Annotated in this window: 20 protein-coding genes; 13 read left to right on the forward strand and 7 right to left on the reverse strand. The window is 62.1% G+C overall.

Features of this window, described 5'->3' with window-relative positions; all coding sequences use genetic code 11:
* Nucleotides 1-137 precede the first annotated feature (137 nt).
* Genes EQV97_RS18075 through EQV97_RS18100 form a run of 6 tightly spaced genes read left to right on the forward strand, consistent with a single transcriptional unit; the run spans nucleotide 138 to nucleotide 6,857 of the window.
* Complete coding sequence (locus EQV97_RS18075) at nucleotides 138-863, forward strand: RDD family protein (RefSeq protein WP_240889397.1); 726 nt, start codon at nucleotides 138-140, stop codon at nucleotides 861-863.
* Entirely contained in the window at nucleotides 860-1,840 is a 981-nt protein-coding gene (locus EQV97_RS18080) for a stage II sporulation protein M (protein ID WP_240889400.1), read from the forward strand. Before EQV97_RS18075 ends, EQV97_RS18080 begins: the two co-directional genes overlap by 4 nt.
* A complete protein-coding gene (locus EQV97_RS18085; RefSeq protein WP_240889402.1) occupies nucleotides 1,827-3,368 on the forward strand; it encodes a DUF4129 domain-containing protein in 1,542 nt (513 codons plus the stop codon). The genes EQV97_RS18080 and EQV97_RS18085 overlap by 14 nt, the downstream gene beginning before the upstream one ends.
* Nucleotides 3,365-4,528 carry a DUF4350 domain-containing protein gene (locus tag EQV97_RS18090; RefSeq protein WP_240889403.1) on the forward strand — a complete coding sequence of 388 codons (1,164 nt, stop codon included), beginning with the start codon at nucleotides 3,365-3,367 and terminating at the stop codon, nucleotides 4,526-4,528. The genes EQV97_RS18085 and EQV97_RS18090 overlap by 4 nt, the downstream gene beginning before the upstream one ends.
* Nucleotides 4,528-5,529 carry a MoxR family ATPase gene (locus EQV97_RS18095; RefSeq protein ID WP_122840238.1) on the forward strand — a complete coding sequence of 334 codons (1,002 nt, stop codon included), beginning with the start codon at nucleotides 4,528-4,530 and terminating at the stop codon, nucleotides 5,527-5,529. The genes EQV97_RS18090 and EQV97_RS18095 overlap by 1 nt, the downstream gene beginning before the upstream one ends.
* Nucleotides 5,526-6,857 carry a DUF58 domain-containing protein gene (locus EQV97_RS18100; RefSeq protein ID WP_240889405.1) on the forward strand — a complete coding sequence of 444 codons (1,332 nt, stop codon included), beginning with the start codon at nucleotides 5,526-5,528 and terminating at the stop codon, nucleotides 6,855-6,857. The genes EQV97_RS18095 and EQV97_RS18100 overlap by 4 nt, the downstream gene beginning before the upstream one ends.
* A gap of 15 nt (nucleotides 6,858-6,872) precedes the next feature.
* Here EQV97_RS18100 and EQV97_RS18105 read toward each other — a convergent pair whose 3' ends face one another.
* Both EQV97_RS18105 and EQV97_RS18110 read right to left on the reverse strand, forming a co-directional pair.
* A complete protein-coding gene (locus EQV97_RS18105) occupies nucleotides 6,873-7,232 on the reverse strand; it encodes a PilZ domain-containing protein (RefSeq protein ID WP_122840123.1) in 360 nt (119 codons plus the stop codon).
* Nucleotides 7,233-7,469: 237 nt separating this feature from the next.
* Nucleotides 7,470-7,850, reverse strand: coding sequence for a tetratricopeptide repeat protein (locus EQV97_RS18110; protein WP_122840122.1), 381 nt, complete (start codon nucleotides 7,848-7,850; stop codon nucleotides 7,470-7,472).
* Nucleotides 7,851-8,007: 157 nt separating this feature from the next.
* Here EQV97_RS18110 and pyk point away from each other — a divergent pair, with 157 nt between their 5' ends.
* A complete protein-coding gene (pyk, locus tag EQV97_RS18115; RefSeq protein ID WP_122840121.1) occupies nucleotides 8,008-9,459 on the forward strand; it encodes a pyruvate kinase in 1,452 nt (483 codons plus the stop codon).
* A gap of 89 nt (nucleotides 9,460-9,548) precedes the next feature.
* Here pyk and EQV97_RS18120 read toward each other — a convergent pair whose 3' ends face one another.
* Both EQV97_RS18120 and EQV97_RS18125 read right to left on the reverse strand, forming a co-directional pair.
* Nucleotides 9,549-10,484 (reverse strand): iron-sulfur-binding ferredoxin reductase, encoded by a 936-nt coding sequence (locus EQV97_RS18120; RefSeq protein ID WP_122840120.1) that lies wholly within the window; start codon nucleotides 10,482-10,484, stop codon nucleotides 9,549-9,551.
* Nucleotides 10,477-11,583, reverse strand: coding sequence for a GGDEF domain-containing protein (locus EQV97_RS18125; RefSeq protein ID WP_122840119.1), 1,107 nt, complete (start codon nucleotides 11,581-11,583; stop codon nucleotides 10,477-10,479). Before EQV97_RS18125 ends, EQV97_RS18120 begins: the two co-directional genes overlap by 8 nt.
* A gap of 353 nt (nucleotides 11,584-11,936) precedes the next feature.
* Here EQV97_RS18125 and EQV97_RS18130 point away from each other — a divergent pair, with 353 nt between their 5' ends.
* The 5 genes from EQV97_RS18130 (at nucleotide 11,937) to EQV97_RS18150 (ending at nucleotide 19,110) form a co-directional block, all read left to right on the forward strand.
* Nucleotides 11,937-13,460 carry a fumarate hydratase gene (locus tag EQV97_RS18130; RefSeq protein ID WP_045058265.1) on the forward strand — a complete coding sequence of 508 codons (1,524 nt, stop codon included), beginning with the start codon at nucleotides 11,937-11,939 and terminating at the stop codon, nucleotides 13,458-13,460.
* 106 nt (nucleotides 13,461-13,566) lie between these two features.
* On the forward strand, nucleotides 13,567-15,342 hold the full coding sequence (locus tag EQV97_RS18135) for an ATP-binding protein (RefSeq protein WP_122840118.1): 1,776 nt from the start codon (nucleotides 13,567-13,569) through the stop codon (nucleotides 15,340-15,342).
* Nucleotides 15,327-16,652: a sigma-54 dependent transcriptional regulator gene (locus tag EQV97_RS18140; RefSeq protein WP_122840117.1), complete on the forward strand. Its 1,326-nt coding sequence runs from the start codon at nucleotides 15,327-15,329 to the stop codon at nucleotides 16,650-16,652. The genes EQV97_RS18135 and EQV97_RS18140 overlap by 16 nt, the downstream gene beginning before the upstream one ends.
* Nucleotides 16,653-16,961: 309 nt before the next feature.
* On the forward strand, nucleotides 16,962-18,281 hold the full coding sequence (locus EQV97_RS18145) for an MFS transporter (protein WP_122840116.1): 1,320 nt from the start codon (nucleotides 16,962-16,964) through the stop codon (nucleotides 18,279-18,281).
* A 199-nt stretch (nucleotides 18,282-18,480) separates the two neighbouring features.
* The gene (locus EQV97_RS18150) at nucleotides 18,481-19,110 is read left to right on the forward strand and encodes a flavin reductase family protein (protein WP_045058270.1); all 630 of its coding nucleotides are present in this window, start codon (nucleotides 18,481-18,483) and stop codon (nucleotides 19,108-19,110) included.
* Between the two features lie 15 nt (nucleotides 19,111-19,125).
* Here the strand turns inward: EQV97_RS18150 and EQV97_RS18155 are convergent, their stop codons facing one another.
* Both EQV97_RS18155 and EQV97_RS18160 read right to left on the reverse strand, forming a co-directional pair.
* The gene (locus tag EQV97_RS18155; RefSeq protein WP_045058271.1) at nucleotides 19,126-19,356 is read right to left on the reverse strand and encodes a hypothetical protein; all 231 of its coding nucleotides are present in this window, start codon (nucleotides 19,354-19,356) and stop codon (nucleotides 19,126-19,128) included.
* Between the two features lie 41 nt (nucleotides 19,357-19,397).
* The gene (locus EQV97_RS18160; protein ID WP_122840115.1) at nucleotides 19,398-19,751 is read right to left on the reverse strand and encodes a putative quinol monooxygenase; all 354 of its coding nucleotides are present in this window, start codon (nucleotides 19,749-19,751) and stop codon (nucleotides 19,398-19,400) included.
* A 334-nt stretch (nucleotides 19,752-20,085) separates the two neighbouring features.
* On the opposite strand from EQV97_RS18160, the gene EQV97_RS18165 reads away from it, so the two are divergent.
* A complete protein-coding gene (locus EQV97_RS18165) occupies nucleotides 20,086-21,015 on the forward strand; it encodes an AraC family transcriptional regulator (protein WP_122840114.1) in 930 nt (309 codons plus the stop codon).
* A gap of 133 nt (nucleotides 21,016-21,148) precedes the next feature.
* On the opposite strand, the gene EQV97_RS18170 is transcribed toward EQV97_RS18165, so the two are convergent.
* Nucleotides 21,149-22,204: an ABC transporter ATP-binding protein gene (locus EQV97_RS18170; RefSeq protein WP_045058274.1), complete on the reverse strand. Its 1,056-nt coding sequence runs from the start codon at nucleotides 22,202-22,204 to the stop codon at nucleotides 21,149-21,151.
* Nucleotides 22,205-22,206: the final 2 nt, after the last annotated feature.

A 22,206-nucleotide genomic window follows, 5' to 3' on the forward strand; every position in this document is an offset into this window, starting at 1 on the left:
CAAGGCTGCGGCCAGTGCTGATGTGATTCCGGCCGCGCAAGTTGCATACGGGGTATTACATTGTGATGTCGTTTCCCCCCGCGAGGCTGTTAGCATCCAGTCGATCGAATCCCGAACAGGCTACATCAAGGTTGCCCATGCTCGAGACCCCGGCACTGCCATGGAAAGCGACGCTGTCACCGCCACTGGACACGCGGCATCAGGTCGAGACGCCAGAGGGCATCGACCTGCCACTGCGTCCGGCCGGGCTGGTGGTACGTGTACTGGCTTTCTCCATCGACCTGGCCTTGCGCGGCTTGATCCTCGGCTTGCTGTTCATCGTGCTGTCTTTTCTGGGCAAGCTCGGCGCTGGCCTGGGTTCGATCCTGCTGTTCGTCGTGAGCTGGTGGTACATGGTGCTGTTTGAAGTGCTCAACCAGGGCCGTTCGCCGGGCAAGCAGTGGATGGGGTTGCGCGTCGTACAGGACGATGGCACCCCGGTCGGCTGGTCCGCCTCGCTGTTGCGCAACCTGCTGCGGTTCGTTGACATGCTGCCCTTCGGCTATGCCCTGGGCGCGATCAGTTGCCTGCAACACCCTACCTTCAAACGCCTGGGCGACCTTGCCGCCGGCACGCTGGTGATCTACCGCGAACAACCGCCCAAGCGCCCGGCGCTGCCTGACGTCGAACCCCGTCGTCCCGTGGTGACCCTTACCCTGGCCGAGCAGCGCGCCATCCTCGGATTTGCCGAACGCCAGGGTGACCTTTCTGCAGCACGGGTCGGCGAGCTGGCCGCCATCGTCGCCCAACCCTTGCAACTCCACGAACCGAAGGCCGTCGCCGAACTCGGCGGGATTGCCCGCGGCTTGATGGGGCCGGCATGAAGCAGAGTCTGTTCGAGAACCGCCACAAGGTTGAATGGGAGCGATTTTCCCTGACGCTCGACGGCCTGGAACGGGGCAAAAAAAAAATCTCCGGCGCGAGCAGTTTCCCTGCGGACTACCGTCGCCTGTGCCATCAACTGGCGCTGGCCCGTGAGCGTGGCTACAGCAGCTTCCTGGTTGACTCATTGCAGCAACTGGCCCTGCGTGGTCATCAGCAACTGTACCGCCAACGCGGCCAGCTGGGAGCCAAGGCCTTGGCGTTTATCCTGGCCGACTTTCCGCGACTGGTGCGCGAGCAGTGGCACTTCGTCCTCGCGGCAGGCCTGTTGTTCTTCGCCAGCCTGATCGGTTTTGCGCTGCTGGTTTACTGGTTTCCGGAGCTGATCTACAACCTGATTCCGGCGGAGCAGGTCAGGCAAATGCAGGAAATGTATAACCCCGAATCCGGTCAGCTGGGGCGCACGCCGGAACGGGCCGCCAGCGAGGATTGGGTGATGTTCGGCTACTACATCATGCACAACATCGGCATCGCCTTTCAGACCTTCGCCAGCGGGTTGCTGTTTGGCCTTGGCAGCGCGTTTTTCCTGGTCTTCAACGGCTTGATGATCGGCGCGGTGGCCGGCCACCTGACCCATATCGGCTTCGGGCAAACCTTCTGGTCGTTCGTGATCGGGCACGGCGCCTTTGAACTCACGGCCATCGTGCTGGCGGGTGCTGCGGGCCTGCAACTGGGCTGGGCGTTGATCGCGCCGGGGCGGCTGAGGCGCGCCGAGGCCTTGCGAACGGCGGCCAGGACAAGCGTGGGGCTGATCTGTGGGGTGATGCTGTTTCTGGTAATTGCCGCCTTTATCGAAGCGTACTGGTCATCGATGACCGGGCCGGCACCCGCCATCAAGTACCTGGTCGGCGCCGTGCTCTGGTCATTGGTCAGCGCGTATCTACTGTTTGCCGGACGGACGCGCCATGCGCCTGAGTGATGCAACGGTCGTGATTCGCCCCCGCCGAACCTGGGAAGCCATGGACCTGGGTGTGCTGCTGAGCCAGCGTCATCGCCGCTTGCTGATGACCAGTTGGGCCATCGTGACCCTGCCGGTTTTTGCGCTGCTTAGTGTGCTGCTATGGGATTCACCCACCCTGGCCGTGTTCATCTTCTGGTGGTTGAAACCGGCATTCGAGCGCCTGCCATTGTTCATCCTTTCGACAGCACTGTTCGGTGAAACACCGACATTAAAACAGGCGCTGCGCCAATGGCCGCGGCTGCTAAAGCCTCAGTTAATCGCCAGCCTGACCTGGCGCCGCCTGAGCCTGAGCCGCAGTTTCCTGATGCCTGTCATGCAACTCGAAGGCCTCGATGGCCAGGCAAGGGAACAGCGCCTGCAGGTCCTGATGCAGCGCGACGCCAATGCGGCGCGCTGGCTGACGGTCATCGGCGTGCACCTGGAGAGCACATTGTGGATTGGCCTGATGGTGCTGTTCTATCTGCTGCTGCCGCAACAGATTGAAGTCGACTGGGGCTGGCAAGCCTTGATTTCCGCCAGTCAGCAGGACTGGGGGTGGCTCGAACACCTGAGCAATCTCTTTTACGTGCTGGTGTTGATCGTGTGGGAACCGATCTATGTAGCCTGCGGTTTCAGCCTGTACCTGAACCGGCGCACGGTGCTGGAAGCCTGGGACCTCGAACTGGTGTTTCGCCGACTGCGCCAGCGCCTGAGCACTGCCGCCATTGTACTGCTGGCGAGTTTTTTAATGATGCCCACGATGCAAGATTCCTGGGCCGCAGAGCCGGCCGTTTCCCCTGATAGCCCGCGCCTTCTGGAGCAACCCCTGACCAGCCAGGCCTCCCGGGACAGCATCAAGGCAATCCTTGATAACCCGCCGTTCACGAATAAAGAAACCGTGACCCGCTATCGCTTCGGCGAAGAGCAAGCGGGCCCTGGAAACGCTGGTGATGACCCCACCCCTGGCTGGCTCAAGGCATTACTCGAACTGCTCGACGCCCAGCGTTTCGGCGCAGTGGCGACGCTGCTCGAAGCGTTGCTGTGGGGCGCAGTGATCGGGGCGGCGGGCTTGTTGATCTGGCATTACCGCGACTGGCTGCAGGCCTTCGTCAGCCGTCGTCCGCCAACAGACCGAAAAACACTGCAGGCGCCGCCCCGGCAGGCATTCGGCCTCGACCTTGGCCGCGAAACCTTGCCCGCCGACATTGCCGCCAGTGCCGAACGGCTGTGGCAGACCCAACCCCGAGAAGCCTTGGGCTTGCTCTATCGTGCCCTGCTAAGCCACTTGCTGCACGACTTCAACATGCCGCTGAAACCGGCCGACACCGAAGGCGAGGTGCTGCAGCGTATCGAACAATTGAACCAGCCGGCATTGGCCGCCTTCAGTAAAAGCCTTACCGGTCACTGGCAGAACATGGCCTACGGGCATTGCGTGCCTCCCACACTGGCACAACAGCAATTGTGTGACGGCTGGCGTGCCTTGTTCGGCCCGGGAGCCTCGCGTTGAAACGCGGTTACGGCCTGGTGCTCGGCACGATCATCGCGGTGCTGCTGGCGTGCCTGGCTATCTACCTGTATCTGAAGGCAACGCCTTATCAGGAGCAGATCGATCACGGTCCCGCGCCCGAAGCCCTGGCCAACCCTTATCTGGCAGCCGAACAATTCCTGCGCAAACAGGGCCTGAGCGTCGGCCACGCCAATGGCCTCGACATCCTGCCCTCGCTCGATCCGCGCCAGCACAGCCTGTTGCTGTTCGGCGATCGGTACAACATGACGCCCAGGCAGGTCGACCAGATCATGAACTGGACCCGTGCAGGCGGGCGCCTGGTGTTCGTCGCCGAGTCCCTGTGGGATGACAGGACCGGGCAAAGCAACGACCTGCTGCTCGACCGCGTACAGTTGCATCAATCCCTGAGCAAGGACCTGAAAGATCCGCCGACAGCGCCCGGTGATGACCCCTACCCCAAACTCACCAAGCTTTACCTGGAAGATGACGCAGGGCCAGCCTACGCCGGTTTCGACACCGCCTTTCATCTCGAAGACCCGCACAACCTGGCGCAGGCCTGGGCCAACAGCGCCAAGGCCACGCACATGATGCAACTCAATCACGGATTGGGCTCGATCGTGGTGGTTACCGACGCCGACCTGTGGAAAAACCCGGCCATCGACCAGTACGACAATGCCTGGCTGCTCTGGTACCTCACCGCCGATACGCAGGTGACGTTGGTGTTCAATACCGATCACGACAACCTGGTGACCCTGCTGCTGCGCTATTTCCCCCAGGCACTGGTGGCGTTGATCGCGCTGATCGGCCTGGGCTGCTGGCACGCGGGCGTACGCCATGGCCCGTTGCAGGAAACCCCTGCGCCAGCGCGCCGCCAACTGCAGGAACACTTGCGCGCCAGCGCTGCTTTCATGCTGCGCCGCAATGGCCAGCAGAGCCTGCTGCAAGCCTTGCGACAGGACATCCTGCGGCGCGTGCGACGCCGTCACCAGGGGTTTGATCAACTCGGCGTCGCCGAACAATGGCTGGTGCTGTCACGCCTGACCGGCCACCCCACACGCGCTATCAGCCAGGCCATGAGCCCGCGACCGAAGCAGCGGCTCAACAGCGCCGACTTCAGCCGCCAGGTGGCCCACCTGCAATCCTTGAGGAACGCCTTATGATGAGTGAACAGCCAGAACCTGGAACGCCAAGCCACGCCGCCCAGCAACGCCTGCGCGCCAGCCAGCTGGCCCAGGCGGTCAGGGCTGAGTTGCAGAAGGCACTGATTGGCCAGGATTCAGTGATCGATGACGTGCTGACCGCCCTGATCGCGGGCGGACATGTCCTGCTCGAAGGGGTGCCGGGGCTGGGCAAGACCCTGCTGGTGCGCGCCCTGGCCCGATGCTTCGGCGGTGAATTTGCGCGCATCCAGTTCACCCCGGACCTGATGCCCAGCGACGTCACCGGGCACGCGGTCTACGACCTGCAGACCGAACAGTTCAAGTTGCGCAAGGGTCCGCTGTTCACCAACCTGCTGCTGGCCGATGAGATCAACCGCGCCCCGGCCAAGACGCAGGCGGCGCTGCTGGAAGCCATGCAGGAACGCCAGGTCACCCTCGAAGGCCGCGCCCTGCCCATCGCGCAACCGTTCATGGTGCTCGCCACGCAAAACCCGATCGAACAGGAAGGCACCTACCCTCTGCCCGAAGCTGAACTGGACCGCTTCATGCTCAAGGTGCGCATGGATTATCCCGACGCCAGCCAGGAATTGGACATGGTGCGTCAGGTCACCCGCTCGACCCGCGCCGACATGCTCGACGTACAGCCTTTGCGCACGGTTCTACAGGCCAAGGACGTACTGGCCCTGCAGCGCATTGCCAGCGACCTGGCACTGGATGACCAGGTGCTCGACTACGCCGTTCGCCTGGCGCGCACCACCCGCAGCTGGCCGGGCCTGACCCTTGGCGCCGGGCCACGGGCATCCATCGCGCTGGTGCGCTGTGCCCGGGCGCGGGCGTTGTTGCGCGGCGGCGAGTTCGTGATCCCCGATGACATCAAAGGCTGCGCCCTTGCGGTACTGCGCCATCGGGTACGCATTGCCCCGGAGCTGGATATCGAAGGCCTGGACGTTGACCAGGTGCTCAGGCAGTTGCTCGATCAAGTGCCGGCACCGCGGCTGTGAAACCCTCGCGCCTGCTGCTGATCTGGCTGGCATTGCTGCTGGCCATCGGTATCGCGCTCGGAGCGTTACGCGCGCTCGGCATCGCGCTGCCCGCCAGTCTGGCGTCGATCAGTTGGGGATTGCTCCTGGCGCTGCTGATGCTGGCGATCCTCGACGCCGTGCGTGCCAGCCGCCAGGCCTCGCCGCGGATCACCCGGCATATGCCCACAAGCCTGGCTCTGGGGCGCTGGAGTGACGTGCGACTGGAGGTCGAACATGACTCAGCACACTCACGAATCCTTGAACTGCATGACCACGCTCCCGATGGCCTGAGCGTCGAGAACCTGCCACTGTCGGTCGAACTTCAACCGGGACATCGCAGCCAGCTCAGTTATCGTCTGCGCCCACTCAAGCGCGGCCACTTCAGTTTCGAACATTGCGAAATCAATCTGGCGAGTCCACTGGGCCTGTGGACGCGCAAGCGCCTGTTACCCGTGATCGACAGCACCCGCGTCTATCCCGACTTTGCCCGCCTCTACGGCGGCCAGCTACTGGCAGTAGACAACTGGCTCAGCCAGCTCGGGGTGCGCCAGCGGCAACGCCGGGGCCTGGGTCTGGAGTTTCATCAGCTGCGCGAATTTCGCGAGGGTGACAGCCTGCGCCAGATCGACTGGAAAGCCACCGCACGCCAGCGCACGCCGATTGCCCGGGAATACCAGGATGAACGCGACCAGCAGATCATTTTCATGCTCGACTGCGGTCGGCGCATGCGCAGCCAGGACGGCGAGCTGGCGCACTTCGATCACGCCCTCAACGCCTGCCTGCTGTTGAGCTATATCGCCTTGCGCCAGGGCGACGCCGTGGGCCTGTGCACTTTTGCCAGCGACCAGCCGCGCTATCTGGCGCCGGTCAAAGGCAGCGGCCAGCTCAACGTGTTGCTCAATGCAGTTTATGACCTGGACACCACCCAGCGCCCTGCGGATTACCAGGCAGCCGCCAGCCAGCTACTGGCCCGGCAGAAACGCCGCGCCCTGGTGGTACTGATCACCAATCTGCGGGACGAGGACGATGAAGGCTTGCTCAGCGCCGTTCAACGCTTGGGCAAACAACACAGGGTGCTGCTGGCAAGCTTGCGCGAAGAGGTGCTCGACCGCGTGCTGCAGACTCCGGTGCAGACCCTCGAGGAATCACTCACCTACTGCGGCACGGTGGACTACATGAACTCACGGGCGCAACTCCACGAGGGACTGAGCGCCCATGGCGTACCGGTGGTGGATGTGCGCCCGGGGGAACTGGGGGCAGCGCTGGTGACGCACTATTTAAGCCTGAAGCGCAGTGGCAGCACCTGAAGCTTGCGCTTGCTGTCAGGCCGAGGCCGGCAACGGCTGGAAACTGAAGTACTGCCTCAGGGCGCTGACCAGATACCCATATTCCGCAGGCGTTCGCTGCAGGCTGAAACCGGCATCGTAATGATGCGGCGTCGCGTCTTCGTGGCACCAAAGACAACATCCCCGCACATCGATGATCTGTTGGCTGCCATCAGTGGCCGGGATTTTTAGGCGCAAATCAAAATCGGCGCCGACCATCATCGGCAACTGGCTGATCAACATCAGCCCGTCCTCGGACACATTACCCAGGAACCCGATGGGTTTGTCTGTCACGCTGTTAAACACTCTCAGAAAATACGGCAGCTGATGCCGTTCGATCCGGCGGTTGGTGAACATGCTGAGTTCGCTTTGCCAGGCCCTTAAGCAGGGCCGCACTAATGCTTCGGAACGGACCCGCCTGCGTGGGCAATGGGTACGCTCTCCCCGATCCTGGTTCGACAGTCCGTTGAACCGCTGCCGCTTACTTGGGCCGATCACAGGTGTGGCGCCGGTCTGGAGACAGGGCCCCAGACCCGAGCCCTTGGACTATAGCTCACCGCACGCGGTGAGCCAGGCTTGGTATGACAACTGTAATCAGAAACGCGTCGCCCGCACGGCGCTGGTGCTGGTGCTGCGCAGCGGGTAATGGCCCAGTGACTGCAGGGTCTCCAGGCGGGCACGGGCGCGGAACGCGTATTCGCTTTGCGGGTACGATGCGAGGATGAATTGATAGGTTTGCGCGGCATCGACAAACAGTTTCTGCCGTTCCAGGCACAATCCGCGCAACATCGACACTTCCGGCCATACATAAGGCCGCGCGCGGCTGGCGCGTTCGACTTTCGACAGTTCGAGCGTCACTTGCTCGCAATTGCCGCGGTCGTAAGCACTGTAGGCGTTATTTAAATGATGGTTCATCGACCAACGGGTGCAGCCCGTGATACTGAGGGCCAGGGCGGCTATGAGCACGAATCGCATGAGGGTTCTCCTGTCTTGAGCTCTGTATCGACCCGTCGGCGAAAATCTTCAGCAATGTTCGTTTCAACACACAAACGAATAAGTAGTGCACGGGAACAATGACTACAACCCAAGAGCATAGTAGCCTCACTCAGCGCTTGAACTCAGGAGTCTTTGCATGTCCGTCCGTCGTACCAAAATCGTCGCTACCCTTGGCCCGGCCAGTAACTCGCCGGAAGTTCTAGAACAGCTGATTCTGGCTGGCCTGGACGTCGCCCGCCTGAACTTTTCCCACGGCACCCCCGACGAGCACAAGGCTCGCGCGAAGCTGGTGCGGGACCTTGCTGCCAAGCACGGCCGCTTCGTCGCCCTGCTGGGTGACCTGCAAGGCCCGAAAATTCGTATCGCCAAATTCGCCAACAAGAAGATCGAGCTGAAGATCGGTGATCAATTCACCTTCTCCACCAGCCATCCATTGACCGAAGGCAACCAGCAGATCGTCGGCATCGACTATCCGGACCTGGTCAAGGACTGCGGCGTGGGCGACGAGTTGTTGCTCGACGACGGTCGCGTGGTGATGCGCGTCGACACCGCGACCGCCACCGAACTGAACTGCACCGTGATCATTGGCGGTCCGCTGTCGGACCACAAAGGTATCAACCGTCGCGGCGGCGGCCTGACTGCACCGGCCCTGACCGAGAAAGACAAAGCCGACATCAAGCTGGCTGCTGAAATGGAGGTTGATTACCTCGCCGTGTCCTTCCCGCGTGACGCCGCAGACATGGAATACGCGCGCCAACTGCGCGACGAAGCTGGCGGTACCGCCTGGCTGGTGGCGAAGATCGAACGCGCCGAAGCCGTGGCCGACGATGAAACCCTCGACGGCCTGATCAAGGCCTCCGACGCGGTGATGGTTGCCCGTGGCGACCTCGGCGTGGAAATCGGCGACGCCGAGCTGGTGGGTATCCAGAAGAAAATCATCCTGCACGCTCGCCGCCACAACAAAGCCGTGATCGTGGCGACCCAGATGATGGAGTCGATGATCCAGAACCCGATGCCAACCCGTGCCGAAGTGTCCGACGTAGCCAACGCCGTGCTCGACTACACCGACGCCGTGATGCTGTCTGCCGAAAGTGCTGCCGGTCTCTACCCGCTGGAAGCCGTACAGGCCATGGCGCGCATCTGCATCGGCGCTGAAAAGCACCCGACCAGCAAGACCTCCAGCCACCGCATCGGCAAGGTTTTCGAAAGCTGCGACCAGAGCATCGCGCTGGCAGCCATGTACACCGCTAACCACTTCCCGGGCGTGAAGGCGATCATCGCCCTGACCGAAAGTGGCTACACGCCGCTGATCATGTCGCGCATCCGCTCCTCGGTACCGATTTACGCGTTCTCACCGCACCGTGAAACCCAGGCCCGCGCAGCCATGTTCCGTGGCGTCTACACCGTACCGTTCGACCCGGCATCATTGCCGCCTGAGCAAGTCAGCCAGGCTGCAATCGACGAGTTGCTCAAGCGCGGTGTCGTGGAGAAAGGCGACTGGGTGATTCTGACCAAAGGCGATAGCTACCACACCATTGGCGGCACTAACGGCATGAAGATCCTGCACGTTGGCGACCCGATGGTCTGAGACTTCAGCCAGTAAAAAGGAGGCCCCCCAGTTCGCGCTGGGGGGCCTTTTTTTGGGGTATCTGATGGCCCCCCGCCAGCCAACGGCACTCAACCGCGGGGCAGGAAGGCGTCGGCCAATAGTTGATTGCGCGGCAGTCCCGCCAGGTACAGGCGCCGGGCAAAGGCATCAACGCTGTCGGGGCCGCCGCATAGCAAGGCCTGGGTCTGCCGGGAAACCAGGCGCAGTTGTGCCAGTGTCGTGGGCAGATCCGCCGGGGTCCACAGCTCGATGCTGAGGTTCGGGCGGGTGGCGGCCATGGCCTGTAGCGGCTTGGCCAGGTAGTGCTCGCTGGGGTCGTGGGCCAGGTGAATCACGCGGATGGACCCTTGGTGATCCTGCAGCAATGCCTCGCGCAGGATGCCGAACAACGGCCCCAGCCCAGTGCCCGCCGCCAACAGCCATAGCGGGCGGTCGTGCCAGTCCGCATCGTAGTGCAGTGCTCCGCCGCGCAACTCGCCAAGACGGATCGAATCGCCGATCTGCATCAGCCGGGCGGCATCGCTGAACGCGCCCGGTTGCCGGCAATCGATGTGAAACTCCAGGAACCGGTCTTCCTGAGGCAGGCTGGCAAGCGAGTAGGGTCGTGCGACTTGTCCCGCCCACAGCACCAGATGCTGCCCGGCGCTATAACGCAAAGGGCGTTGTGGCACCAGGCGCAGGCGCAACACATGGGCGCTGAGCCAATCGATCGCACTCACCTCGGCGGGGCGACCATCGTGCTGTGGATCGAAGGCATGCACCTGCAGATCCTCCACCACCTGGCACTGACAGGCCAGCCGCCAACCCTGCTGGCGCTGCTCGGGACTGAGGGCGTCGGGCCGGGTGTCGCTGGGCAGCCCTTGCAGGCACTGCACCAGGCACGCGTGACAGCTGCCGGCGCGGCAGCTATATGGCACGGCCTCGCCGTTGCTGTTCAACGCGTCGAGCAGGTTGCTGCCCGGCGCGACCGACCACCGCCGCTCGCCCACGCGCAACTCAGGCATCGGCGTTCTCCCACGCCGCCGCGCAGCGATTGCGCCCGTCGCGTTTGGCGCGATAAAGCGCCTGGTCGGCGCGGTGCAAGGCATCGTCCAGATCGTCACCCAACTCCAGCAATGTCATGCCCGCCGACAGGCTGAGGTGGCTGACGCTGATGCCGATCAGCTCGACGTCGGTAAAGGCGATGCGCAAACGCTCGCAACATGAAGTCAGGCGCTCGGCATTGCAGTCGGGCAGCAGCACCACGAACTCTTCGCCGCCATAGCGGGCGAGTACGTCACCTTCGCGCAGACAGGCGCTGGCGACCGCCGCAAACGCCTGCAGCACCTGATCGCCGGCAGCATGGCCGTGGACATCATTGATTCGCTTGAAGTGATCCAGGTCGATCAGTGCCAGGCCGTGCACGACATCAGCATCCATCGCGTTCAACTCGCGGGTCGCCAGGCGCAGGAAGTGCCGGCGGTTGAACAGGCCGGTCAGCTCATCGGTGGCCACCAGGTCTTCGAGCTGGCGCATCATTCCGCGCAGGGTGTCCTGGTGCGCCTGCAAGGCAAAACGGCGCTGGCGCATGCGCTGTCGCGAGGCCTGGACATAACGGGCGTAAAACACCAGCCAGACCAGCACGATAAACAGCAGGCAAACCTGCAGGATGGCCAGAGCCGGGTCAGCCAGCTGAAAATGGTAACCGTCCCACAGTGTGATAGCGCTGAAACTGAAGAACACCAGCAGCGCGCAACGAATGAACGCATGGCGCGACAGATGGAACAGGCCAAACAGCAGGATCAATACATAAAAGACCAGGAACGTGCCGCGGGCATCGTCCAGGTGGGCAATCAACCAGGTTTGCCAGGCCAGGCCCAGCAGCACCTGTGCTTCGGTCAGGCTGGGGTCGGCAAGGCGCAGGTTGCGGCCACTGTAGAAATACCCGAACAGTGCCACCTGAGTGATGACCACCAGCACACTGCCAATGACCACACTGGCAAGGGGCGCATCGTAATGGCCGGTAAAAAAAGCCAGCCACAGTAGCAGCAAGGCCAGGGCATAGGTACCGGCGGCGAGGGCGAAGCGTTTGAGTAAAAGTCGTTGGATGGCGTTATGGGTCAATCGTTGACTCACCGTGCGAAAAAAACGCTGTTTGAGTGTCCTACTCTACAGTCCGGATGCCACTTTAGTGGCGAGCCTGATAAATGACCAATCAATTCTAAGATCGAAAAAATGGCGTCAAAACCATGACTCGACTTGCTGGTCAATCCTGCCTTCGATGACGCCTGAACCCTATGCGACCAACGAATGACCTCTGGCGGGTGTTTACCAAACCGAGGCGCGGTATACTGCCGCGCCTTTTTAGCGTCGCGCCAGCAGCCCCGGCGTGCCTTGAAAGGTGCTTGCAACCGACCGATGCACCCAAGCTGCAAGCACCTTATTGAATGTTCCCGTCTTTAAGAGGAGCGCGACTCATGACCGTGATCAAGCAAGACGACCTGATTCAGAGCGTTGCTGACGCCCTGCAGTTCATTTCCTATTACCACCCCGTGGATTTCATCCAGGCGATGCACGAAGCCTACCTGCGCGAAGAATCGCCAGCGGCCCGTGATTCGATGGCACAGATCCTGATCAACTCGCGCATGTGCGCCACCGGCCACCGCCCGATCTGCCAGGACACCGGCATCGTCACCGTGTTCGTCCGCGTGGGCATGGACGTACGTTGGGATGGCGCCACGATGGGCCTGGACGACATGATCAACGAGGGCGTACGTCGCGCCTACAACCTGCCGGAAAACGTCCTGCGCGCTTCGATCCTCGCCGACCCGGCAGGCGCTCGCAAGAACACCAAAGACAACACCCCGGCAGTTATCCACTACTCCATCGTTCCGGGTAACACCGTTGAAGTGGACGTGGCGGCCAAGGGCGGCGGCTCCGAGAACAAGTCGAAGATGGCCATGCTCAACCCGTCCGACTCGATCGTCGACTGGGTCTTGAAAACCGTGCCAACCATGGGTGCCGGCTGGTGCCCACCGGGCATGCTCGGCATCGGCATTGGCGGCACCGCCGAGAAAGCTGCGGTGATGGCCAAGGAAGTGTTGATGGAATCCATCGACATTCACGAGCTGAAGAAGCGCGGCCCGTCCAACCGTATCGAAGAGATGCGCCTGGAGCTGTTCGAGAAGGTCAACCAGCTGGGCATCGGTGCCCAGGGCCTCGGCGGCCTGACCACCGTGCTCGACGTGAAGATCATGGACTACCCGACCCACGCCGCTTCGTTGCCGGTGTGCATGATCCCCAACTGCGCCGCTACTCGTCATGCGCACTTCGTGCTCGACGGTTCCGGCCCGGCCTCGCTGGAGGCGCCACCGCTGGACGCCTACCCGGAAATCGTCTGGGAAGCCGGCCCGTCGGCTCGTCGCGTCAACCTCGACACCCTGACCCCGGAAGAAGTGCAGAGCTGGAAGCCGGGCGAAACGGTCCTGCTCAACGGCAAGATGCTCACCGGCCGCGACGCTGCGCACAAGCGCATGGTCGAGATGCTGAACAAGGGCGAAACCCTGCCGGTGGACCTCAAGGGTCGCTTCATCTATTACGTCGGCCCGGTTGATCCGGTGCGCGAAGAAGTGGTTGGCCCTGCCGGCCCGACCACTGCAACGCGGATGGACAAGTTCACCCGCCAGATCCTCGAGCAAACCGGCCTGCTGGGCATGATCGGCAAATCCGAGCGCGGCCCGACCGCCATCGAAGCGATCAAGGACCACAAAGCCGTTTACCTGATGGCAGTGGGCGGCGCGGCTTACCTGGTGGCGCAAGCCATCAAGAAATCCCGCGTGGTGGCTTTCGCCGAATTGGGCATGGAGGCGATCTACGAGTTCGACGTGAAAGACATGCCGGTAACCGTTGCAGTGGATAGCAAGGGTGAATCGGTACACATCACCGGTCCTGCCATCTGGCAGAAAAAGATCAGTGAAAGCCTGGCGGTAGAAGTGCAGTAAGCCTTTCAGACACGTCTGGCAAAGGCGACAGGGGTCATGCTCCTGTCGCCTTTTTTATGGCTCATGCTATGGTGCGCGCCCACCGTCCCGTTGTGTAACGCCCAGCATGTTCGAGTCCTCTCGCCCCTTGCGCCTGACGCTCTACTCCCTCGTCATCGTTGCCGGCGCCGTCATCGCCGCCACCCTGGCCATGCGCCATGCCGAGCGCCAGGCATTGGTGGAGGACGCTGCCCGGGCCAACCAGCAGCTGGGTTTGTACGCGACCTCGCTGCACACCTTGATCGAACGCTACCGCGCCCTGCCCGCTGTGCTGGCCCTGGACCCTGAGTTGCGTTCGGCACTCGATGGACCATTGACCGCCCAACAGCAGGACCTGCTCAACCGCAAGCTGGAAAAGATCAACGGCGCCGCCGAGTCTTCGACCCTGGAACTGCTCGATGAAACCGGTCTCGCCGTGGCCGCGAGCAACTGGCGCCTGCCCAGCAGTTACGTCGGCCACAACTACGGCTTTCGCCCCTACTTCAGCCAGACCCGCACCCTGGGGTCCGGACGCTTCTATGCAGTGGGGGTGACCAGCGGGATTCCCGGTTATTTCCTGTCCAGTGCGGTGACTGCCGACGATGGGCGCTTTCTCGGTGCCATGGTGGTCAAGCTCGAGTTTCCCGAGCTGGAGCGTGAATGGCGCCAGGGCAGCGATACTTTGCTGGTCAGCGATGCCCGCGGCGTGATCTTCATTGCCAATCAGCCAGGCTGGCGTTATCGCTTGCTCAAACCACTGAATGACAGCGATCACGCCGAACTCAAGGCCACCCGCCAGTACGACAAGCAGCCCCTGAAACAGCTGGACTATCAGCCCCTGCAGAGTTTCGACGACAACAGTCACCTGGCGCGGGTCGATGGCCCGGATGGCAAAGTTGACTACCTGTGGGAATCCCTGCCCCTGGCCGCCGAAGGCTGGACCCTGCATCTGCTGCGTCGCCCGCAGGTGCCCTTTGAAGACAGCCGCACTGCTGCACTGGCTGCAGCCGGGTCGTGGCTGGCGCTGGTTTTCCTTCTGCTATTTCTCAATCAGCGTTGGCGTCTGGCCAGGATCCGCCAGCGCAGTCGCGAAGAGCTCGAGCGCCTGGTCGAAGAACGCACCCGCGACCTGCGCACCGCTCAGGATGGCCTGGTGCAGTCGGCCAAACTCGCCGCCTTGGGCCAGATGTCCGCCGCCCTGGCCCATGAAATCAACCAGCCGCTGACCGCCCAGCGCATGCAACTGGCCACCCTGCGCCTGTTGCTCGACCACGGCCGGGTAGATGACGCCTACAAGGCACTCAAGCCGGTGGATGACATGCTGACGCGCATGGCTGCCCTGACCGGCCACCTCAAGACGTTTGCCCGCAAGAGCCCCAGCGGCCTGCGCGAACGCCTGGACCTGGCGACTGTGGTGGACCAGGCGCTGCAACTGCTCGAAACCCGCCTGCGCGAGGAACAGGTCAGCACGGTGCTGCACCTGACGCGCCCGGCCTGGGTGCGTGGTGATTCGATTCGCCTGGAGCAGGTGCTGATCAATCTATTGCGCAACGCCCTGGACGCGATGCACGACAAGCCCTGCAAGCGCCTGGAAATCCGGTTGGAAGAAGATGAAAAGCTGTGGCGCCTGACCGTGTCCGATAATGGTGGCGGCATTGCCGAGGAACACCTGGCAAAAGTCTTCGATCCGTTTTTCACCACCAAACCCGTGGGCGATGGCCTGGGCATCGGGCTGGCCGTATCCTTTGCCATCGCTCACGAATCCGGCGGCCGCCTGAGCGCGACCAACCAGGGTAACGGCGCCGCTTTCACCCTCACCCTGCCGATCGACCAGGAGGCCCAGGGCCCATGCTCAACTCAGTGATCGTCGTCGACGACGAAAGCAGCATTCGTAGCGCCGTCGAACAATGGTTGAGCCTGTCAGGCTTCGAAGTGCAGTTGTTCAGTCGCGCCGAAGAGTGCCTGGCGCAGTTGCCCCGGCACTTTCCTGGCGTGATCCTCAGCGACGTGCGCATGCCCGGTATGACCGGCCTGGAGCTGTTGGCCGAGGTCCAGCGGCGCGATGCCGACTTGCCGGTGATCCTGCTGACCGGCCACGGCGATGTGCCGATGGCCGTGGACGCGATGCGCGACGGCGCCTACGACTTCCTCGAAAAGCCCTTCAGCCCCGAGACGTTACTCGGCAGCCTGCGACGCGCGCTCGACAAACGCCGGCTGGTGCTGGAAAACCGCGCCCTGCATGAACAGGCCGACAACCGCGCCAAGCTCGACGCCACACTGCTGGGAGTATCCCGAGGACTGCAGACGTTACGCCGGCAAGTGCTGGAACTGGCGGCATTGCCGGTCAATGTGTTGATCCGCGGTGAAACCGGCAGTGGCAAGGAGCTGGTTGCTCGCTGCCTGCACGACTTCGGGACACGGGCCGCCAAGCCCTTTGTGGCGCTCAATTGCGCAGCGATCCCCGAGCAATTGTTCGAGGCCGAACTGTTCGGCCATGAAAGTGGCGCATTCACCGGCGCCCAGGGCAAGCGCATCGGCAAGCTCGAATACGCCGACGGCGGCACGCTGTTTCTCGATGAAATCGAAAGTATGCCACTGGCCCAGCAAGTGAAATTGCTGCGAGTGCTGCAGGAGCAGAAACTCGAGCGCCTGGGTTCGAACCAGAGCATTCGCGTGGACCTGCGAATCATCGCCGCAACCAAGCCCGACCTGCTGGACGAAGCCCGGGCCGGACGCTTCCGTGAAGACCTGGCCTATCGCCTGAACGTCGCCGAACTGCGCCTGCCGCCGCTACGAGACCGGCGCGAGGACATCCCGCTGCTGTTCGAAACCTTCGCCCAGAGCGCCGCCGATCGCCTGGGCCGCACATTTCCACCACTGACCGGCGCGCAGTTGAGCCACTTGCTCAGCCATGACTGGCCCGGCAACGTCCGTGAACTGGCCAACGTAGCCGAGCGCCAGGTGCTGGGGCTCGATGAGCCGGCACCGGTGGGCAGCGAACCGGGGCAGTCACTGGCGGCTCGTCAGGAGGCTTTCGAAGAACACTGCCTGCGGGCGGCCTTGACCCGGCATAAAGGCGATGTGAAAGCGGTGCTCGAAGAGTTGCAACTGCCGCGCCGCACCTTCAATGAAAAGATGCAGCGCCATGGGCTGACTCGCGAGATGTTTTTGTAGCGCCTGGATCGGCCTCTTCGCGGGCAAGCCCGCTCCCACAGGTTTTGTGGCCGAGCACATATCCGTGTTCCACCTTGATCCCTTCGAGAGCCGGCTTGCCCGCGAAGAGGCCGTTGCTGCCAATACACATCTGCAAGCTGATAAGCGAATTTCCGCTCACCCCCATTTTCCAATAAGCGGAAATCCGCTTACGCACCCGTCCAAACCCCTCTAAACCGGCCCTCCCCCCGTTGGCACAGCTCCTGCTATAGCCCCCGCAGGCTGCGTTTCAATGCGCTCCAATACAACAATTAGATTAAGGATCCTTCAATGGATAACTCCAACACCCTGCCCGCAGGATCGGCTGCCGTGCCGGCCAAGACCAGAACCACCTCCAGTCGCATCAGATCGATCTTCAGCGGTTCGGTCGGCAACATGGTCGAGTGGTACGACTGGTACGTCTACGCCGCGTTCTCGCTGTACTTCGCCAAAGCCTTTTTCCCTAAAGGCGATACCACCGCACAGCTGCTCAATACCGCCGCGATATTCGCCGTAGGCTTCCTGATGCGTCCGATCGGGGGCTGGCTGATGGGCCTGTACGCCGACAAGGTTGGTCGTAAAAAGGCATTGATGGCCTCGGTTTACCTGATGTGCTTCGGTTCGCTGCTGATCGCCCTGAGCCCGGGCTATGAAACCATCGGCATCGGCGCGCCGATCCTGCTGATTTTCGCCCGTTTGCTGCAAGGCCTGTCGGTCGGTGGCGAGTACGGCACCTCGGCCACTTACCTCAGCGAGATGGCGACCAAGGACCGTCGCGGTTTCTTCTCGAGCTTCCAGTACGTGACCCTGATCTCCGGCCAGCTCATCGCGCTGGGTGTACTGATCGTCCTGCAGAACGTCCTCACCACCGAGGAACTGTATGCCTGGGGCTGGCGCATCCCGTTCGCCATCGGTGCGCTGTGTGCCGTGGTTGCGCTCTACCTGCGTCGCGGCATGGAAGAGACCGAGTCCTTCACCAAGAAAGAAAAGGCCAAGGAAAGCGCCATGCGCACCTTGATGCGCCACCCCAAGGAACTGCTCACCGTGGTCGGCCTGACCATGGGCGGCACCCTGGCGTTCTACACCTACACCACCTACATGCAGAAGTACCTGGTGAACACGGTCGGTATGAGCATCTCCGACTCCACCACGATTTCGGCAGCCACGCTGTTCCTGTTCATGTGCCTGCAACCGCTGGTAGGCGGGCTCTCGGATAAAGTCGGTCGCCGACCGATCCTGATCGCCTTCGGCGTCCTTGGCACGCTGTTCACCGTGCCGATCCTGACCGCCCTGCACACCGTGCAGAGCTGGTGGGGCGCGTTCTTCCTGATCATGGCGGCGCTGATCATCGTCAGCGGATACACCTCGATCAACGCGGTTGTGAAAGCCGAACTGTTCCCGACCGAAATCCGTGCACTGGGTGTTGGCTTGCCTTACGCGCTGACCGTGTCGATCTTCGGCGGTACTGCTGAATACATCGCGCTGTGGTTCAAGAGCAGCGGCATGGAAACCGGCTACTACTGGTACGTGACCGGGTGTATCGCAGTGTCTTTGCTGGTGTATATCACCATGAAAGACACTCGCAAGCACTCGCGCATCACCACGGACTAAGTCCGCTGGCGTCATCAAAGGGGCAGTCCTTCGCGGGCCTGCCCCTTTTTCATTGTGGTGTCCACTGTAGGAGCGAGCTTGCTCGCGATGGACGACAACGATAACGTGGGCCGCCTGGAGGAACGCGTTTCCCGCACGTTTTTCGCGAGCAAGCTCGCTCCTGCAGAAGCCACCCGAAACGATCCCCAGGAACCCGTTCATGCCCGACGACATCCACTTCTACGAACCTGCCAACGGCCATGGCCTGCCCCACGATCCGTTCAACGCCATCGTCGGGCCGCGGCCCATCGGCTGGATTTCGTCCCAGGATGCCAACGGCCGCCTTAACCTTGCGCCCTACAGCTTTTTCAACGCCTTCAACTACATTCCGCCGATCATCGGGTTCTCCAGCGTCGGGCGCAAAGACAGCTTGAACAATATCGAGCAGACCGGCGAATTCGCCTGGAACCTGGCCACTCGTCCATTGGCCGAGCAGATGAATCAGAGCTGCGCGATGGTCGGGCCTGAGGTCAACGAATTCGAGTTGTCCGGGCTGACACCCGTTGCCTCGAAAGTGATCCAGGTGCCACGGGTTGCTGAAAGCCCGGTGTCCTTTGAATGCAAGGTTACGCAAATCATTCAGCTGCAACGGGCTGACGGCAATGTGGTGCCCAGCTGGCTGATACTCGGCGAAGTGGTGGCCGTGCACATTGCCAAATGGCTACTCAAGGATGGGGTGTACGACACCGCCGCGGCAGAACCGATTCTGCGCGGCGGCGGGCCGGCGGATTACTTCCAGCTGGGGCCGGAGGCACTGTTCAAGATGTTCCGCCCGGGGGCGACCCGGTAGCTACTGTTCAGATGACTACCAGATCAGTTCGCCGTCTTCGCCGACGCCCTTGAGGTGCGTCAGTTGCATGGCGGCAGCCTCGTCCGCCTCCTTGGCGGTCTTGAAGGTCTGTTCTTCCAGCAGCTTGTTGAAGCGCGGTGCGCCCGAGCTACCGATGGCTTTGGTGGCAATCGCCGCGTAGTAACCGCCCTCGCGGGGGACAACGGCCGATACGGCTTCGAAGGTTTCAAAGGCTTTACGTGCCATGTCGGGCATCCTGGCTGATTGAGAATGCCGTCATTAAACCCTCAACCCGCCATTTTGTGTACCCAGGACCGGGTCTGTCCGAGCGCCTGGGCGGCTGATACTTGCTCGAAGGTATGAAAATCCAGGCTGTTGACCACCAGGTCCTCCACCAACTCGGCAAAAATCTGCATGGCCGGGGTGCTGAAGTAGGCCGTCATGGCCTGTTGATCGAGCCAGAAACCGGACACCAGCCACAACTCCGGATCGCATTGTGAATGTTGCAAGGCGAAGCTCAGGCAGCCCGGTGCAGTACGCGACGGTTCTATCAGGGCACTGAGACGCGCGCCCAGTTCCGCCGAACGCCCGGCACGAGCACGAACAAAGGCCATATGGCTGACGGGGATTTGCGTAGACATGTTAAACCCTCCCAGGTACTCAAGTGGCAGCCGTGGGACGGGCTGCGACAGGATCAAAGGTTAAGCGCGCCCGGGAGAACGCGGTTAGTCGATTCCTGCCGGCTTGTTGCACGATCCTGCCACGCTTCTCCGGGAACCTGTAACAACCTGTAAATCCTGTCACAGCGTTGAAACATGACTTTCAAGCAAGTTTGCCCGGCTAGCGCCCGCCGCCAACGTGAAACCCTTGAGCGCGTTGCAGAATCAGGCAAGCATTTCGCAGGATGTGTCTACCGTTGTTCCTTGCACAAATTTAAGCTCTGCTCATCCCACCACTTCGCCGAGGATGCCGTGCATGTCGTCGCTCGATCACTTTGAAGCCCCGCTGGACGCCGACATGGAGAAACAGCGGGCGGAGCTGGCCGCTATCATTCGCCGCAACACGCTGGATGATGGCACCTATGCCACGGCCGTCGGCTCGCTGTTCATGTCGCGCCACAGCAAGTCCCACGATTTTGCCCCGGTGCTCGCGCAACCGGCTCTGTGCATCATGGCCCAGGGGCGAAAAGAGGTGCGCCTGGCCGATGAGTTTTTCAATTACGACCCGCTGAATTACCTGGTGGTGTCGGTCTCGATGCCGCTGAGTGGGCGGGTGGTGAATGTCACTTGCGAAGAACCGATACTGGCCGTGCGCCTGGACATCGACCCGGCGGAAATTACCGCGCTGATTGCCGACGCCGGCCCCCTTGGCGTGCCGACCCGCCCCGCGGGACGCGGCCTGTACGTGGAGCAGATCGATACCGCGATGCTCGACGCCGTGCTGCGCCTGGCCCGCCTGCTCAATTCACCCAAGGACATCGGCATGCTTGCGCCGCTGATTCGCCGCGAGATTCTCTACCGCCTGCTGCGCAGCCCGCAGGGGCATCGCCTGTATGAGATTGCCATTGCCAACAGCCAGAGCCATCGCATCAGCCAGGCGATCAAATGGCTCAATGGCAATTACGAGCAACCGTTGCGCATCGATGACCTGGCCAAGGAAGTAAACCTGAGTGTGTCGACGCTGCATCACCGGTTCAAGGCAATGACCGCGATGAGTCCGCTGCAGTATCAGAAGCAGCTGCGTTTGCAGGAGGCGCGGCGGTTGATGCTGGCCGAAGGGCTGGATGCGTCGGCGGCGGGGTATCGAGTGGGGTATGAGAGCCCGTCGCAGTTCAGCCGGGAGTACAGCCGGCTGTTCGGTGCGCCGCCGTTAAGGGATTTGGCGCGGTTGCGGTTGTCGGTGTAATCCAAATAGTGTCGGGTGGCCACTGGCCTCATCGCGGGCAAGCCCGCTCCCACAGTGATCTGTAGCGTTCACAGAACCTGTGGGAGCGGGCTTTGCCCGCGATGAGGCCGCAAAGGCCGCCATCGAATCTGGATCAGGCGCCGAGCACCCGGCACGCCTCGGCCGGCAGGGTCACCGATACCGGGTTGCCGATGCTCAGGCCGAAGCCCTGGCAAGGCGTACTCAAGGCAGTAAACGACACCCCCGAACACTCCACCGTGGTTTCAATCGTCGCGCCGATGTCGCGCACGAACGTCACCCTGCCGAGCAGACGGTTTCCCGCCGTGGCCTGGGGCTGCGACAGCTGGAGGTCCTCGGGACGAATCAGCATCTTGACCTTCGCCCCCGCCACTATGCTGCTGCAGATCGGCACTTGCAGGGCGTCCCCCCCGGGCAAACCGACCTTGCCATTGCCCAGCGCCGTAGCCGGGAAAATGTTGCCCGAGCCGATGAAGTCGGCAACGAACTCGTTGGCCGGATGCCGGTAAATCTCGATGGGCGTCCCGACCTGCTGTACCCGATGTTCGCCCAACACGACGACGATATCGGCCATGGTCATGGCCTCACGCTGGTCGTGGGTGACCATGATGGTGGTGATGTTCAGGCGCTGTTGCAGTTGGCGGATTTCTACCTGCATCGATTCCCGCAGCTTGGCGTCCAGCGCCGACAGCGGTTCATCCAGCAACAGGATTTTCGGGTGTGAGGCAATTGCCCGGGCGATCGCCACGCGCTGGCGTTGCCCGCCGGACAACTTGGACACCGGGCGATCAATCATCTCCTGCAACTGAATCAGCTGCAGCAACTCCACCACCCGCGCCTGTTGATCAGCCTTGCTGACCCCACGCAGCTTCAAAGGGTAAGCGATGTTCTCCCCCACGGTCATGTGCGGAAACAGCGCCAGGGATTGGAACACCATGCCGAAATTGCGCAGATGCGCCGGGGTGTGGCCGATGTCTTCACCGTCCAGGCGGATCTCCCCGCCCGAGAGGGTTTCGAGCCCGGCGATCATGCGCAGCAGGGTGGTTTTCCCGCAGCCCGAGGGGCCGAGAAAACACACCAGCTTGCCCTCGGGCAAATGCAGGTTCACATCCTTGACCGCGCAGGCCGAGCCGTAGTGTTTTTCGACGTTTTCCAGAATCAGACCAGTCATGT

It is taken from the genome of Pseudomonas sp. TMW22090 (assembly GCF_022496665.1).
GTDB classification, from domain to species: Bacteria; Pseudomonadota; Gammaproteobacteria; order Pseudomonadales; family Pseudomonadaceae; genus Aquipseudomonas; species Aquipseudomonas gregormendelii.